The organism is Microbacterium algeriense, assembly GCF_008868005.1.
Taxonomy (GTDB): Bacteria; Actinomycetota; Actinomycetes; order Actinomycetales; family Microbacteriaceae; genus Microbacterium; species Microbacterium algeriense.
Genome location: NZ_WAAO01000003.1, coordinates 436665 through 450926, shown reverse-complemented (window position 1 = coordinate 450926; position 14262 = coordinate 436665). Strand labels below are relative to the sequence as shown.

Annotated in this window: 16 protein-coding genes; 4 read left to right on the top strand and 12 right to left on the bottom strand. The window is 70.3% G+C overall.

The window, feature by feature from the left end:
* Window positions 1-87 precede the first annotated feature (87 nt).
* Window positions 88-384: a WXG100 family type VII secretion target gene (locus tag F6A08_RS15935; RefSeq protein ID WP_017204355.1), complete on the top strand. Its 297-nt coding sequence runs from the start codon at window positions 88-90 to the stop codon at window positions 382-384.
* A gap of 60 nt (window positions 385-444) precedes the next feature.
* Here the strand turns inward: F6A08_RS15935 and F6A08_RS15930 are convergent, their stop codons facing one another.
* The 5 genes from F6A08_RS15930 to F6A08_RS15910 all read right to left on the bottom strand — a co-directional run bounded on the left by F6A08_RS15930 (window position 445) and on the right by F6A08_RS15910 (window position 5394).
* Window positions 445-921: a recombinase family protein gene (locus tag F6A08_RS15930; protein ID WP_151459992.1), complete on the bottom strand. Its 477-nt coding sequence runs from the start codon at window positions 919-921 to the stop codon at window positions 445-447.
* Between the two features lie 224 nt (window positions 922-1145).
* A complete protein-coding gene (locus tag F6A08_RS15925; RefSeq protein WP_017204357.1) occupies window positions 1146-1427 on the bottom strand; it encodes a hypothetical protein in 282 nt (93 codons plus the stop codon).
* The gene (locus F6A08_RS15920; RefSeq protein WP_151459991.1) at window positions 1424-2017 is read right to left on the bottom strand and encodes a hypothetical protein; all 594 of its coding nucleotides are present in this window, start codon (window positions 2015-2017) and stop codon (window positions 1424-1426) included. Before F6A08_RS15920 ends, F6A08_RS15925 begins: the two co-directional genes overlap by 4 nt.
* Window positions 2014-4305 carry a hypothetical protein gene (locus F6A08_RS15915; RefSeq protein WP_151459990.1) on the bottom strand — a complete coding sequence of 764 codons (2292 nt, stop codon included), beginning with the start codon at window positions 4303-4305 and terminating at the stop codon, window positions 2014-2016. Before F6A08_RS15915 ends, F6A08_RS15920 begins: the two co-directional genes overlap by 4 nt.
* 99 nt (window positions 4306-4404) lie before the next feature.
* Window positions 4405-5394 (bottom strand): malate dehydrogenase, encoded by a 990-nt coding sequence (locus F6A08_RS15910; protein ID WP_151459989.1) that lies wholly within the window; start codon window positions 5392-5394, stop codon window positions 4405-4407.
* A gap of 43 nt (window positions 5395-5437) precedes the next feature.
* Here F6A08_RS15910 and ypfJ point away from each other — a divergent pair, with 43 nt between their 5' ends.
* Both ypfJ and pip read left to right on the top strand, forming a co-directional pair.
* Window positions 5438-6316, top strand: coding sequence for a KPN_02809 family neutral zinc metallopeptidase (gene ypfJ, locus F6A08_RS15905; RefSeq protein WP_124894785.1), 879 nt, complete (start codon window positions 5438-5440; stop codon window positions 6314-6316).
* 66 nt (window positions 6317-6382) lie between these two features.
* Window positions 6383-7357 (top strand): prolyl aminopeptidase, encoded by a 975-nt coding sequence (gene pip / locus F6A08_RS15900; protein ID WP_017204362.1) that lies wholly within the window; start codon window positions 6383-6385, stop codon window positions 7355-7357.
* A gap of 6 nt (window positions 7358-7363) precedes the next feature.
* Here the strand turns inward: pip and F6A08_RS15895 are convergent, their stop codons facing one another.
* From F6A08_RS15895 to F6A08_RS15870, 6 genes are all read right to left on the bottom strand, one after another.
* Window positions 7364-9157 carry an aldehyde dehydrogenase family protein gene (locus F6A08_RS15895; RefSeq protein ID WP_151459988.1) on the bottom strand — a complete coding sequence of 598 codons (1794 nt, stop codon included), beginning with the start codon at window positions 9155-9157 and terminating at the stop codon, window positions 7364-7366.
* Between the two features lie 28 nt (window positions 9158-9185).
* A complete protein-coding gene (locus F6A08_RS15890) occupies window positions 9186-10580 on the bottom strand; it encodes an MFS transporter (RefSeq protein ID WP_151459987.1) in 1395 nt (464 codons plus the stop codon).
* Window positions 10581-10609: 29 nt separating this feature from the next.
* Window positions 10610-10873 carry a glutaredoxin family protein gene (locus tag F6A08_RS15885; protein WP_124894789.1) on the bottom strand — a complete coding sequence of 88 codons (264 nt, stop codon included), beginning with the start codon at window positions 10871-10873 and terminating at the stop codon, window positions 10610-10612.
* A 61-nt stretch (window positions 10874-10934) separates the two neighbouring features.
* Entirely contained in the window at window positions 10935-11816 is an 882-nt protein-coding gene (locus F6A08_RS15880; protein ID WP_151459986.1) for an alpha/beta fold hydrolase, read from the bottom strand.
* Window positions 11813-12790, bottom strand: a complete 978-nt coding sequence (locus tag F6A08_RS15875; RefSeq protein ID WP_124894791.1) for a cation efflux transmembrane domain-containing protein — start codon at window positions 12788-12790, stop codon at window positions 11813-11815. Before F6A08_RS15875 ends, F6A08_RS15880 begins: the two co-directional genes overlap by 4 nt.
* Entirely contained in the window at window positions 12787-13287 is a 501-nt protein-coding gene (locus tag F6A08_RS15870) for a transporter substrate-binding domain-containing protein (protein ID WP_225855868.1), read from the bottom strand. The genes F6A08_RS15875 and F6A08_RS15870 overlap by 4 nt, the downstream gene beginning before the upstream one ends.
* 114 nt (window positions 13288-13401) lie before the next feature.
* Between F6A08_RS15870 and F6A08_RS15865 the strand changes: the two genes are divergently transcribed.
* A complete protein-coding gene (locus tag F6A08_RS15865) occupies window positions 13402-13794 on the top strand; it encodes an SIP domain-containing protein (RefSeq protein WP_151459985.1) in 393 nt (130 codons plus the stop codon).
* Window positions 13795-13801: 7 nt separating this feature from the next.
* Here the strand turns inward: F6A08_RS15865 and F6A08_RS15860 are convergent, their stop codons facing one another.
* Complete coding sequence (locus tag F6A08_RS15860; protein ID WP_151459984.1) at window positions 13802-14254, bottom strand: FAD synthase family protein; 453 nt, start codon at window positions 14252-14254, stop codon at window positions 13802-13804.
* Window positions 14255-14262: the final 8 nt, after the last annotated feature.

The window sequence follows — 14262 nt, the reverse complement described above, 5'->3', positions numbered from 1 at the left end:
TCCCCATTTGCAGGCGGCATCCGCTTCGTTAGTCTCGAAGAACAAGAACACCTCCGGCACCCGCCGGGGCGACCGGAAGGTAACACCATGACGAACCTCAAAGTCAGCTACGCCGACATGAAGGACGCTGCTGGCCGTCTCCGCACGGGCCAGCAGGACATCGAGACCCAGCTGAAGAACCTCCGCGCCTACGTGTCGCAGCTCGTCTCGGGCGGCTTCGTGACCACGTCGGCGTCGGGCGCGTTCGACGCCTCGTACGCGCAGTTCAACCAGGGCGCCACCGCGACCATCGCCGGTATCGAGGGCATGGCCCGCTTCCTCGACGTCGCAGCCCAGTCGCTGCAGTCGACGGACGAGCAGCTCGCGGCGCAGATCCGCCAGTAACGCTTCAGCGAGAAGAGGGGATGCCGATCCGGCATCCCCTCTTCTGCGTCCTGGTGCCGATCAGTGAACGGCGGCGGCGGCGTCGGCCAGGTGGCGCGCGTTGTGGTTCAGGACCTTCACGATGATCCCGTGACGGCGGAGCTCGGCGACCGTGCGGGCGCCCTCCTCGCTGTTCCGCCCGAGCGCGGCGATCGTCGCGACCACGAGCACGTCGCCGGGGTTCAGCGTGTTGATGAGGCGGGAGAGGCGGTCGCTCCAGCTCTCCAGGATGTCGGGCGCCGGGTGACGGAATCCCTCGATGGGGACCCCGAAGCGCGTGAGGTCGGCGCGCTGCTCCACGATCGAGGGCATGTCGTCGCGGGAGACGACCAGGCCGACCAGGCGGGAGCCGTCGGGGCGGGCGAGCCAGAAGTTGCGGTTCTCCTGCAACTCGGTGAAGCACTTGGGGCACTCCGCGGCGGCGTGCGGAAGGTGCAGCGGGCTCGTCAGGGTCTCATCCCCGGCATTCCTCGCTACAGGCTCGATCGTCTCGCTCATCGGCGCACCTCCACCTCACTCCACCTCCATTGTGCCCTGTCCGCCCCCGCCGTGCAGGCCACCCGCATCGTCACGGTCTCGCGGCAACCTTCCGCCGAGTGCACGGGCTCCCGCCGAGTGCACGGCTTGCGCACGCGGTCAAGCCGTGCGCTCGACGCGATGCCGTGCACTCGGCCATCGGCACTCTGTCATCACGGCGACTTCACGTCGTCGGTGCGCATTCCTCAGGGCGTGCCGCTGTTGGCGGCGCTGGTGATCTCGGCTTCCTGCGTCTCGAAGGCGGTCGCCGCATCGCGGGCGACGACGCCGGCGCCGGCGGTCATGCTCTGCAGCTGCAGCAGTGTGCCCTTGGCCCACATGGCCCAGGTGTCGGCGGCGGCGGAGACGGCCGAGCTCCCGCAGGCGCCGAGGGCGAGGTCCACGTCCAGGCTCAAGCCCCATGCGGTGCTCTGCAGGGTGCTGCCGGTCGCGCCGACGGCTTCGGAGTCGAACTGGAGGTCGGTCATGACGGCTCCTTCACATCGTCCGGAGAGTAGGTCTCGCTGGGGTCCGGCTGCGGGTCGAAGAGACCGATGCTGACACCGTCGAGGTCGCACTCCTCGAGCTTGAGGGCGGCGCCTTCCGAACGACGCTCGCCGCCATCGCGCATGACCACCCGGAATTCGGCCACCTGTCCCTGAAGCTCGGTGGGCGCGGTGGGCTTGTCGGCGGTGAGTACCCAGTCCTGGGCCTGGCACATCCGCACGATGGCCTCGCCGTCGGTCTCCTCGACATCGAGGGGGATCATCGGAGTGGGGCCGGGTGAGGTGAAGTGGCGGTTTCCCTTCGCGGCGCTCGTCTGGGCGGACGAGAAAGCCTTGATCGCCGAAGAGGAGGTGGTCGAACGGAGCTCTTCGCTCGTGTAATCACGGGTGACGAGCGCGGTGTTCAGTGCGAGATCGGAGGCACGCACCGCTTCGACCCACGGGTCGCTCTCCCATTCCCCGGAGGGAGGGCCGCTCTGCCACGTGACCTCGGGCGCCTCAGCAGCAGGAGTGCACCCGACGAGGGCGATCCCCATGACGGCAAGACCGATTGCTGCGTGTGCGCGCTTCATTCTGCGTGTCCTTCTGCCCATGACGTGAAGGCCTCCGTACCGATGTCGTAGACCCAGAAGTGCTGCCGGGCGAGCTCTTCCGCCTCCGTGGCGGACAGGCCCTCGGTCATTCCGAGATCGTCCAGCAGCTGCCGGACGCTCTCCATCATCGCGGCCTCGCGACCGGCAGCATTGTTCTCCTGCTCCTGCAACAGTACTTCGTGCGCATTGCCCCACGCAGACGTCGCCTGGCCCTCCGCGAATTCGGTCACCTGGCCGACCACGACATCCTGACCGATGTCGATCAGCGTGCTTCCCCCCTGCACCAGCACGTCGCCGAGGCCGGGGATCGGGATGAGCCCGACAACCGTGCTCACCCCGTCGATGGCCGCCTGCACCGCGGCATCGTGGCGCGTCGCCTCGGCGAGATCAGTGCCGGCTGGTGCGCCATCCAACCAACTCTGCAGGGCGACGACACGTGTGATCGCTTCCTGTGTGAAGTCCGCGTCACCGCGGAGGTCGGCGAGCGTGATCAACGCGTCCTGATACTGCTGCACGGAGGCGGTGATCGCCTGCGCTCCGGCCGAGGACGTCTCGCCGTCGGACCAGGAGGCCGTGCCGAGCAGCTGGGCGAGCTGATCCGGGGATACATCCGGGATGGTTCGCTCAAGGTCGGTGCCGATGAGAATGGTCTGGATCGAGTCGCGCGTTCCCGAGAGGTCGTCGGATTCGGTGGCCGCCTCGGCGAAGTACGGCATCGAGAGCGAGATGCCCTCCGCGAGACGCACCTGGCCGATGCTGGTGAGATTCTCCGGCAGGAACGACTCGTTCTCGATGAGGGAACGCACCACGTCAGATGTGAGGGCAGCCACGCGCTCCCACGTCTCCGGGTTGTACGTGTGCGTGGCATCCGCGGGGCCGCCGGCCGCCTGCTGGGCACCTGCCCACAGGGCGCTCGGGCCTTCGAAGCCGTCTCCGGTGGTGTTCGCGCTCCAGTCGCGCTCACCGAACCAGTAGTCCACACGTCCCGTGCCGAGGTCGCCGTCACCGAACGGGTCGTCGTCGGTCGAGGTGAGCCAGTCGAGCGCGGCGTCGGGGTAGGTGCCGAGGGTGGAGAAGATGCGGCCGGCCAGGTCGTCGACGCGGTTGCCGTCGAGGCCGGTCTGCTCGCCCTCCAGGAACGCGAGGGTGCGACCGCCGGCGTTCGGGGAGAAGTCCGTCCAGTTGCCGTACTGCATGCTCGACGGGTCGCGTTCGATGCGGTCGATCTCGTCGGCCATCGCGACGGTGAGGTTCACGCCGAGCGGGTGGTTCTTCTCGTCGGAGAACAGGAAGCCGATCGCGGCGACGGCGCCGCCCACGCCCGACGACGCACCGGTGAGCATGCTCTCGGCGAAGTCGCTCGACGTGGAGGGCATCCAGATCTGCGAGCCGGTGGAGAGGCCGCCCCGGATCGAGGTCGCCAGCGCGAGGGCGGTCGCTCCGGCGAGGCCGTCGACCATGACCGCGTCGCCGAGGTTGTCGATCATCGAGACGGTGTTCTCTCCGCCGACCTCGAGGAAGAACTGCGACATGACGAACGTGTCGTCGCCCCACACGTCGAAGAAGTCCTGCATCGCCTGCACGTTCTCGTCGGTGAGGTCGCCCTCGGCGATCTCGTCCGCGACGTTCGCGAAGGCGTCGCCGAGGTTGTCGTACGTCAGATCGTCGATGTCATCGATGCCCGCGAAGTTCAATGCCGACTGCATCGCATCCCAGCGCGAGGACGCGGGCGGGGCGAGGGCGGCGACGAGAGCATCGTCGGCCGCCTGGCGCTGCGTGGCGAGCGTCTTGAGCTGGTTCGCCGCAGCGCGCATCTCGGACAGCCCTGGCTTGGTGCCGCTCGGGACGAAGAGGCCGGGCTGCAGGGTGGGGTTCGGAGCGTTGAACGTGTAGGTCGACAGGGGGAAGAGGCTCTCCTCCTGCTCCGCGGCCTTCCAGGTGGCGTATCCGGTCGCGTACGCCTGGTGCGCGGCCGTCGTCGCGACCCGGATCCGATCGACCTCGGTCGCGTAGGCGGTCAGCGCGGTCTGCACCGCGGAGAACTCGGTCTTCAACTCGTCGCACAGGGTCTGCGGCTTGGTCAGGGATGTGCGGAACGCGGCGCCCGCGTCGCCGGCCCAGATCGCCTCCGTGGTGGCCGTGGTCGCGTTCGCCAGCGCCGTACGCACCGTCTCGGTGCCGGTACTCCGGTTGCTCACCCGCGTCGCCGCATCGTTCGCGGCGCCCGTGCTCCCGCGTCCCGGATGCAGTTCGTCCCACTGTGCCATGTCGTCGCCCCTCCTCGACGGCTCTCCCGTCCGCTGCAAATCTACCGGGGCCGGGGAAAAGTCTGCGATGGGCAGAACTCCCCATGCCCGGGAGAGGTGTCAGAGCAGACCGAGGGATCGCACCGCCTCGCGCTCCTCGACGAGTTCCGCCACGGAGGCGTCGATCCGGGCCCGCGCCCAGTCGTCCACGTCCAGGCCCTCCACCACGCGCCACTCCCCATCGACCGCCTCGACCGGGAACGAGCACACGAGTCCTTCCGGCACGCCGTACTCGCCGCGCGAGACGACGCCCGCCGACGTCCAGTCCTCGGTTCCGCGCACCCAGTCGCGCACGTGATCGATCGTCGCGCTCGCCGCGGACGCGACCGACGACGATCCGCGGACATCGATGATCTCGGCCCCGCGCTTCGCGACGCGCGGGATGAACGTCTGCTCGAGCCAGGCGGGAACGTCGCCGACGATCTGCTCCAGTGCCTCCCGCGCCGGCTTGCCCCCGACGGTCGCGTGCGACACGTCGGGGAACTGCGTCGCCGAGTGGTTGCCCCAGATCGGGACGCGGCGCACGGTGTGCACCGGCGTGCCGAGCGTCAGCGCGAGCTGCGCGCGGGCGCGGTTCTCATCGAGCCGGGTCAGCGCCGTGAACCGGTCCGCCGGCACCCCGTCGGCGGACGCCGAGGCGATCAGCGCGTTGGTGTTGGCGGGATTGCCGACCACGGTCACGCGCACGCCGGACGCGGCGTTGGCGGCGATGGCCGCCCCCTGCGGACCGAAGATGCCTCCGTTGGCGGCCAGCAGGTCGCCGCGCTCCATGCCGGGGCCGCGCGGGCGAGCACCCACCAGCAGCGCGAGGTCGCAGCCGTCGAAGCCCACCGCCGCGTCATCGGTCACCTCGACATGTTCCAGCAGCCCGAACGCGCCGTCCTGCAGCTCGAGAGCCGCACCCTCGGCCGCCCCCAGGCCCTGGGGGATCTCCAGCAGCCGCAGCCGCACCTTCTCGTCGGGGCCGAGCAGGTCGCCCGCCGCGATGCGGAAGAGGAGGGCGTAGCCGATCTGCCCGCCCGCGCCGGTGATGGTGATCGTGGTGGTCATGTCCCGAGCCTACGACCGATCGCGCCCGGAGTACCCTCGACGCATGACTTTCAATCCCGACGCCGATCTCTCGGGCAACACCACCCGTCGACGCGGACGCACCGCTGCCATCGCCGGCGGCACCGGTGTCGGTGTGCTCGGCATCATCGCGCTCATCGCGGGCCCGCTGCTGGGCATCGACCTCACCGGGCTCCTCGGCGGCGGAGCTCCCAGCGGCGGCGGCGGGCCGGTCGGCGGCTCCGCGATCGAGAACTGCGACACCGGCGCCGACGCGAACGCCGACGTGGACTGCCGGATGGCGGGTGCTCAGCTCGCGCTCGACGCGTTCTGGGCCGACAACGTCGAGAACTACCGCGCCCCGCAGCTGATCGTGGTCGATGGCTCGACGTCGACCGCGTGCGGGACCGCATCGAACGCGGTCGGTCCGTTCTTCTGCCCCGGCGACGAGACCGTGTACATCGACCCGACCTTCTTCCAGCTCATGCAGCAGCAGTTCGGCGCCTCGGCGGGCAACCTCGCGCAGCTGTACATCGTCGGCCACGAGTGGGGTCACCACATCCAGTACATCACCGGGGCCATGGACGACCACCCGAACAACGGGACCGGGCCCGGCAGCAACGGGGTGCGCACCGAGCTGCAGGCCGACTGCTACGCCGGCGCCTGGATCGGGCGGATGTCGGAGCAGACCGACGCCGACGGAGACCGCTACCTCGAGCCGTCGACCGAGGAGCAGCGCATCGACGCGCTGAACGCCGCGTTCGCCGTCGGCGACGACCACATCCAGGAGCAGTCCGGGTTCGTGAATCCGGAGAGCTGGACGCACGGCTCGAGCGAGCAGCGGCAGCGCTGGTTCGCGGAGGGTTACGCCAACGGCCTCGACGTCTGCGGGCAGCTCTTCACGCTCGACGAAGGCGAGCTGTAGGCCGGAGGTCCGCTCGGTATCAGATAGCGTGGATCCGGCAGGACCGCACGACAGGCTGGGGGGTCTATGGACGAGAAGACGGCGGGGCTCTATCCGGAGATCGAGCCGTACGAGACGGGGGAGCTGCTCGTCGGCGACGGGCACCGGGTGTACTGGGAGGTCAGCGGCAACCCGGAAGGGAAGCCCGTGGTGTTCCTGCACGGCGGTCCCGGCAGTGGGACAGCGCCCTGGCAGCGGCGCTTCTTCGACCCCGCGGCCTATCGCATCGTGCTCCTCGACCAGCGCGGCTGCGGACGCAGCACGCCGCACGCGAGCGCGCCGGACGCGGACCTGCGCCACGTCACGACCGCGCACCTGATCGCCGACCTCGAACTGCTGCGCAAGAACCTCGGCATCGAGCGGTGGCAGGTGTTCGGCGGATCGTGGGGCAGCGCCCTGGCGCTCGCCTACGCCCAGGCGCACCCGGCCGCGGTCAGCGAACTGATCCTGCGGGGCGTCTTCACCCTGCGCCGCGTGGAGCTGGAGTGGTTCTACGAGGGTGGGGCGGCGGCGCTGTTCCCCGATCGCTGGGAGGAGTTCATCGCCCCGATCCCGGTGCTGGAACGCTCGCGCATGATCGAGGCGTATCACCGACGACTGTTCGACCTCGACCCCGCCGTGCATGAGCCGGCCGCTCTGGCCTGGGCCGCGTGGGAGGCTGCGACGGTGACGCTTCGGCCCGATCCGCAGCAGATGGAGGACATGGCGGACCCGCGCAGGGCCGTCGCTTTCGCGCGCATCGAGAATCACTTCTTCGTGCACGGCGGCTGGTGGGAGGAGGGGCAGCTCCTCGCCGGGGTCGACGTCATCCGGCACATCCCCACGGTGATCGTCCAGGGCCGTCACGACGTCGTGACGCCGATGATGACCGCGTGGGAGCTGCACCGCGCGTGGCCGGAGGCCGACTTCCAGATCATCGACGACGCCGGTCACTCCGCGAGCGAGCCGGGCATCAGCGCGGCCCTGCGTGCCGCGACCGACCGGTTCCGTCCGGAGGCGTGACCCGCTCTACGCCCGCAGCGCCTTGGTCAGCGTCTTCAGCAGTCCGCCGACGCCCCCGGTGGCACGGTGCCGCGTCAGGCCCTCGCTCACGGCGGCGCCGGTGCGCGCGGAGACGAACCACGGCGGCTTGGGGAGGATGGTCAGGCGCCCCCCGCCGTTGACGAACGGCAGCGACCGCGGGAAGGGCCGGAACGGGCCGCGCAGCACCGACCTCTCGACCCGGTCGAGCAGCAGGGCGTTGTGCACCACGCTGAGGCCGCTGCCCACGTCCTGGATCGTGCCGCCGGGGAATGCTCCCCAGGTCAGGGTCGGCGTGATGAAGCCGAACGCGGTCCAGCCGTTGATGGCGATCGAGCCGTAGTGCAGGGCGGTGATCGCGCGTTCGAAGCCGCTGCCGAGCGCCTTCTCCGTTGCCGGGTCGATCAGCAGGTTCGCGCCCAGCGTGCCCTGCAGTCTCTCGTTCGCGTGGGCGACGGCGGCGTCCAGGAACTCCTGCCCAGTGCCGGGGAGCGCCACCACGCCGAGCACCGGCGCGAAGTACTCGGTGTTCTCGAGGGCGGTCGGGTCGTCGGTGTCGTCGATCTCCACCAGCAGTCGATCCCCGAGCACCAGGGCGTCGGGGTAGTCGTCCGTGGCCGTCTGCATGCGGGCCGGAGACCCGGGGTACCAGATCGGGCGCTCCGGCGCGTTGGCGTACGCCCGGCGCAGGGCGGCACGGAAGGCGTCGGCCTGGTCCCAGTCCGATGACATGATGACGACCTGTCCGGCGATGCAGTTGTGCCCGCAGTTCTGCAGCCGCATGGTCGCGATGTGCTCGGCCTGGTAGGCGAGGTCGGCGGCGGTCCACGCCCCGGGGACCACGATGATGGGGGACACGCCGCCGAGCTCCGCCGTGATGGGCTTCTTCAGCAGCGGACGGTTCTCCCGTCGCCGACGCTTCGTCGTCGCGGCTCCGTCGCCCTTCGACGGCCCCCACACGATGGTGTCGAACGTGGCCGCCGAACCCGTGATGTGGACGTGCGCGATGTCGGGGTGCTGGGTCAGGTGGGCGCCGGCGGCCGGCCCCCCGCGGACGATGCGGAGGAACCCGGGTTCGATGAGGGCGGCGAGGGCGCGCTTGTACACCGGGACGAGCGGGTCCTGTGTGGGGTTCACCTTGAGCAGCGCGGTGCGGTTGTGGGCGAGCAGCTCGTAGAGCACGTCGAGCACGGGGATGGAGGTGACGTTGCCGGCGCCGAGCACCAGACCGACCCCGCCGGAGTCGCCGGGGGTGCGCTGTGCCAGGCCTGCCGCGGCACGGGCCGTGCTGGGCGTGACGCCGGGCTCCAGCCAGACCTCTCCCGTGAAGCCCGACAGCAGGAAGCGATCGATGCCGGTCAGGGGGAACGCGTGCACGCGGGTCCGCCCGCCGGGGGCGCGATCGACCCGGATCCCGTCGAGGGGATTGGTGCCCTCGGCGAGCCGCGTCAGGGTCTCGATGTAGCCATCGAGCGCGCCGAGGACGCTGTACGGGCCGCTGAGCCACTCCTCTCCCCGGAGGGGGTGCCCGGCATCGAGTCCCTTGGACGCGGCAGCGGTGTTCGCCCAGTCCTCGGCCGTCGCGGCGACTCCGCCGCGCACGGCCCGCAGCAGCGTCACCCGCTGAGCGAGCGTCAACGCCGACCAGGTGAGTGCTCCGGTCGCGAGGTCGCGGATCGCCGCGTCGAGACGGTCGCGTTCCGCCTCGCTGAGAGCCGGCGTCTCGGGCTTCGAGGCGGTCGTCGCGGGGGCCGTGTCGGTGGGCGTGGTCGCAGAAGTCATCGGCGTCTCCTTCGGACGGGATCCCAGCTTAGGCGTCGGAGGTCATCGGCGCCTCGATGTCGTCCCGCCGCAGACGGTACCCCCGCAGCGTCAGCAGACTGGCGATCATGAGCAGCGCGGGGAGGACGCTGAAGCTCAGGACGATGCCGGCGATGGCCGCGTCCGGCTGATCCACGGTCTCCCCGGCGACGGTGGAGACGTACCCGGTGGCGGCGAGCGTCAGCGAGACCGCGGTGGCGCCCAGAGCGAAGCCGATGGTCTCGCCGGCGGTCCAAATCCCCGTGAACGTGCCGGCCTGTCCGCGGCCGCTGGTGCGTTCGTCGTGCGTGATGACATCGGGCAGCATCGCCATGGGCAGCGACTGGAGGCCCGCGTAGGCGATGCCGGCGACCGCGACCGAGGCGTAGATCCAGGGGCCGGGCGCCCACAGCGCGAGGACGAGCGAGGCTGCGGCGATCGTGAACAGCACGCTGGCGCCGGCGAACGCCCGCTCCTTTCCGAGCCGACGGGCGATGAGCGTCCAGCCCGGGGTGGCCAGCAGTGCCGGGCCGACGAGGGCGACGAACACGAAGGTCACCGCGTCCTCGGATCGGAGCACCCAGGTCGCGACGTACTGGGCTCCGGCGAGCATCGTGCCGGTCGCGAGCGCCTGCAGCACGAAGGTGCCCAGCAGGGCGCGGAACGGCTGGCTGCGCCCGAGCGCGCGGAAGCCCGACATGTACTGATCGCGCCACGTGGAGGGGATCGTCTCGACCTCGCGTCCGGACGACATCCGTCGAGCCGCAGCCGCAGCCGTGCGGGACGCGATCAGCATCCCGACGCCGATCACGATCCCGGAGGCGATGCCCATCAGCAGGTACCCGGTCACCGGGTCGTCGCCGGCGTTGCGCAGAGCAGGGCCTCCGGCGCCGAAGAGGAGGATCGCTGCGGTGAGCACCACCACCCGCCAGCCGAGGAGCCGGGTGCGCTCGTCGTAGCTGCCGGTGAGTTCGGCGGGCAGGGCCACGTAGGGCACCTGGAACAGGCTGAACGCCGTCGCCGTGGCGAGGAAGGCGAGCAGCACGCAGATCGCGCCGGCCACCGGACCCCAGGACGGCGGCACGGCGAAGGTCAGCGCGAAGAACGCCGGGAGCGCGAGCCCGCCCGTGACCATGAAGCCGCGGCGGGAGCCGGTGCGGGCGAGCTGCCGATCGGATGCGGCTCCGATCAGGGGGTCGATCAGCACGTCCCAGACCTTCGCCGCGGTCACGATGAGTCCGGCGGCCAGCGCGGCGACACCGAGGTTGTCGGTGAGGAAGTACGTCAGCACCAGACCCGGCAGAGTGGCGTATCCGCCGGTGCCGAGCGAGCCGATCGCGTACAGGGCGACGGTGCGTGCGGAGAGGCGGACGGACGCCCGTTCGGGTCGAGCTTCGGTGCTCATCGCGCCAGTGTAGCGGCGCGCCGAGACGATCAGATCAGCGAGAGCTCGCGCAGCTTCGACTCGACGTCCGCGTTCGACGGCTCGACGTGGTGCGAGGCGTCGGGGTACACCACGACGGGGATGTTCGTGCGTCCCGAGATCTCCTTCGCGACGTCCGCGGCGGCCGGCTCGGCGACCAGGTCGACGTACGTGTAGGCGACGCCGAGCTCGTCGAGCTGCTTCTTCGTGCGGATGCAGTCGCGGCACCAGTCGGCGCCGAACATCGTGATGGTGTCGGAAGCGGGAGCAGTCATACGACCAGCCTACGGCCGCCCGGCGGGGGTGGCGCTGGGAGCGGCCTGTGACGGGAGCGGCTCAGGAGAAGAACCGTCCGAGCGAGGCGGCGACGTCGGGTGCGGCCTCCTCGGCCATGTGGTGGCGGCTGTCGACGCGGTGGCCCCTGACGTCCGTGGCCCAGCTCCGCCAGATCTCGAGCGGGTCGCCGTGCAGCGACTCGAGGTCGTCGTGGGCGGACCAGAGGATGAGCGTCGGCGCGTCGATCCGGCGCCCGGCGCTCCGGTCGGCCTCCTCGTGCTCGCGGTCGACGGTGAGGCCGGCGCGGTAGTCCTCCAGCATCGCCCGCACGACCTCCGGGTCGTGAACCGCCGCCCGCAGCTCCGCATGGTTGGCGGCACCCATGGTCTCGGCGTCGGCCTTCGCGGCGTACCAGGCGTCGGGGTCGGCGTTGATGACGCGTTCGGGGATGACGGGCTGCGCGAAGAAGAACCAATGCCACCAGCTCGTGGCGAATCGCGCGTCCGCCCGTCGCAGGTGCTCGGTGATCGGGATGCAGTCCATGAGCGCGAGCCGGTCGACGCGGTCCGGATGGTCGAGGGCGAGTCGGAGCGCGACGTAGCTTCCGCGGTCGTGGCCGGCGAGGTGGAACCGCTCCTGTCCGAGCCGCCGGGCGACCTCGACCATGTCGGCCGCGACCGCGCGCTTCGAGTGCGCCGAGTGATCCGCGACCGGTCGCGGCCCGCGAGAGCGCCCGTAGCCGCGCAGATCGGGGCAGATCACGGTGAAGCCCTGTTCCACGAGCAGGGGCGCCACGCGATGCCAGGTCGCCGAGGTCCGCGGATGCCCGTGCAGGAGCATCACGGCCGGACCGGATCCCCCGTACCGTACGAAGATCTCGGCGTCGCCGGTCGGGATCCGCGCTTCGGCGAACCCGGGGAAGAGCGGCTCCTCGACCGTCATCTGCCCGTGTCCGCCTCGTCGGGCAGGTCGCCCACCGGCATCACGACCACGTCCTGCATCTTCCAGTCGATGTCGGCGATCCCGGCCGCCGCGGCGTCGATGTCCTCCACCGAGACCTTGCTCCGATGCGGCACGACGAACGCCTCGACGTGGAAGACCTGGCCCTGATCGCGCATCCGCACGCCGGCGTCGGCCACCCAGGGTCGGCTGCGCAGGTACGACACGATGTCACGGGCGAGCGGGTGCGGGTTCTTGCTGTCATACGTGCGGGCGCGCTGATCCATGAGATCGACGATCGCCGTCCTGGTGTTGCGGAAGCCGTCCCAGATGATGCCGAGCGAGATGAACAGGGCCGCCGCGCCGTCCAGCCACCACACCCCGACGCCCACGCCGAGCACGCCGACGATCGATGCCACCGTGGTCTGCCAGTCGGCCTTGGCCATGTCGGCGTCGGCGTAGAGGAGCTTGTTGTGCAGGACCGGGGCGAGCTTCGACTTCGCGGGGCCGTACAGGAACACCGGGCCGACGATGACGACGGCCATCACGGCGACCATCAGCCAGCCCAGCCAGATCGTCTGGCCGAACAGCTGCACGGTGCCGATCGTGGGGTGCTCGCCGGCGATGAGTCCTGTGACCGCCTCGATGGCGAGATTGAGGCCCACCGCGAGGAGGGCCACACCGGCGACGAGGTGTCCGACGCCCATCGCGCGGTGCAGGCCGTACGGGTGCTTCTTCGTCGGGCGCCGCCGGACGAAGAGCAGTGCGGTCAGGAACGCGATCTGCGGGATGAGGGACAGCATGTCCTCGATCCACGCGGTGCGCATCGCCTGGGACTCGCCCACGACGAGGGCGATCACCGCGATCGTGATCGAGGTGTAGACGATCGTGAAGACCTCCCAGCGGACGGCCTTCTTGATCGCCTGCTCCTGCTCGGAGGGGAGAGTCGTCCGTCCGAACTGCTTCGTCTCGGTCATGAGCCGACCTCCGCGTCGAGGAAGGACTCCAGCTTCGACAGGAAGGCGTTCTCGCCGAGGGGCACCAGCATCACGAGCTCTCGCCCGTCCGCTCCCTCGATGCCCGGGTAGCCCCTGGTCACTCCTGCCTTGTCGATCCACGGAGTGTCTGGCGTGATCCCGCCGGCCACGAGGTCGAGGTCGCCCGCCTCCAGCATCCGCACGAGCGTCTCCTCCGACGCGACCGTCCACGTCGGCTCGGCGTCGATGCTGTCGGCGAAGGCATCCACGAGGTCGACAACGGTCCCCGTCGGATCGCCGCGGGTCACCTCGACCAGGTCGCCGTCCGGCGAGGTGCCGACGCGCAGCTCGCCGCCGGAGACGGAGGAGAGTGTGCCGTCCGGGTCGGCGGGGATCGTGAGTCCGCAGCCGGAGAGAGCGCCGGCCAGGATGAGGCCGATGGCCGCCGTCGCCCACCTCCGCTGGCGGTGCCGGCGGGAAGTCCAGGATCTGTCCACGGAGCCAGCATGGCCCGCGGTCCTGGTCGCCGCAAAGCGGTTGACGACGGCGCCGCGATCAGGCTAGCCCGGTCGACCCTTGCGGGTAAGGGTAGCCTTACCTAGACTCGGGGCATGAGCAACGCGTGCGAGCACCTGGAGGAGCCCGACTGGGAGAACATCGACGGCACGGTGCTCATCGCGGGGGATGCGGCCGATGCCGTCCTCATCGCGCGGATCGCCTCGCGCCTGCCATGGGACGTGCAGGGTGTCATCCTGCTCGAGGCGGCCGCGCGCATCCAGTTCCGCCACATCGACGTGCCCGACGGGGTCTCCGTGCGGTGGCTCGTCCGCGGCGACGGACCCCGGGTGCACGCCCGCGGCGAACGGCTCGCGAACGCCGTGCACGCCTGGTGCGTGGAGTGGACGTGCTCCGAGCCGCCCGCGCAGTGGACGGTGTGGCTCGGGCCGCACACCCCGCCGCATGTGGCGCGGATGGCGCGGAGCCTTCTCGGCGTCGCGAACTGACGGCGGCTCAGCGCAGGGCGGCGGCGGGTGCCGCAGCTCCCGCGGTGATCGCGTCGAGAGCGCGCCGCAGGGTCGAGCTCGACGTGTGCGCCGTGTACGGGAAGTACACCACCTCGACGCCCACCGCCGCGAACTCCGACTCCAGCCGCAGGCCCTTCTCGGTGCCGCGCCAGTCGTCGCCCTTGAAGAAGTGCGTGAACTGCACGTCGCGCCACGAGTCCATCTTCGACGGCGTCGTCTCGACGTAGACGCCGTCGACGAACGAGATGTGCTTGACGATCTCCGCACGCTCCGCCGTCGGGATGACGGGCTCGATGCCCTTCACCTGACGCAGCATCTCGTCGCTGACGACGCCCGCGATCAGAACGTCGCAGTGCTGCTTGGCGTGACGAAGAAGGTTGAGATGCCCGACGTGAAACAGGTCGAAAGCACCAACGGCATAGCCGATACGCGTCCCCATGATCTCCC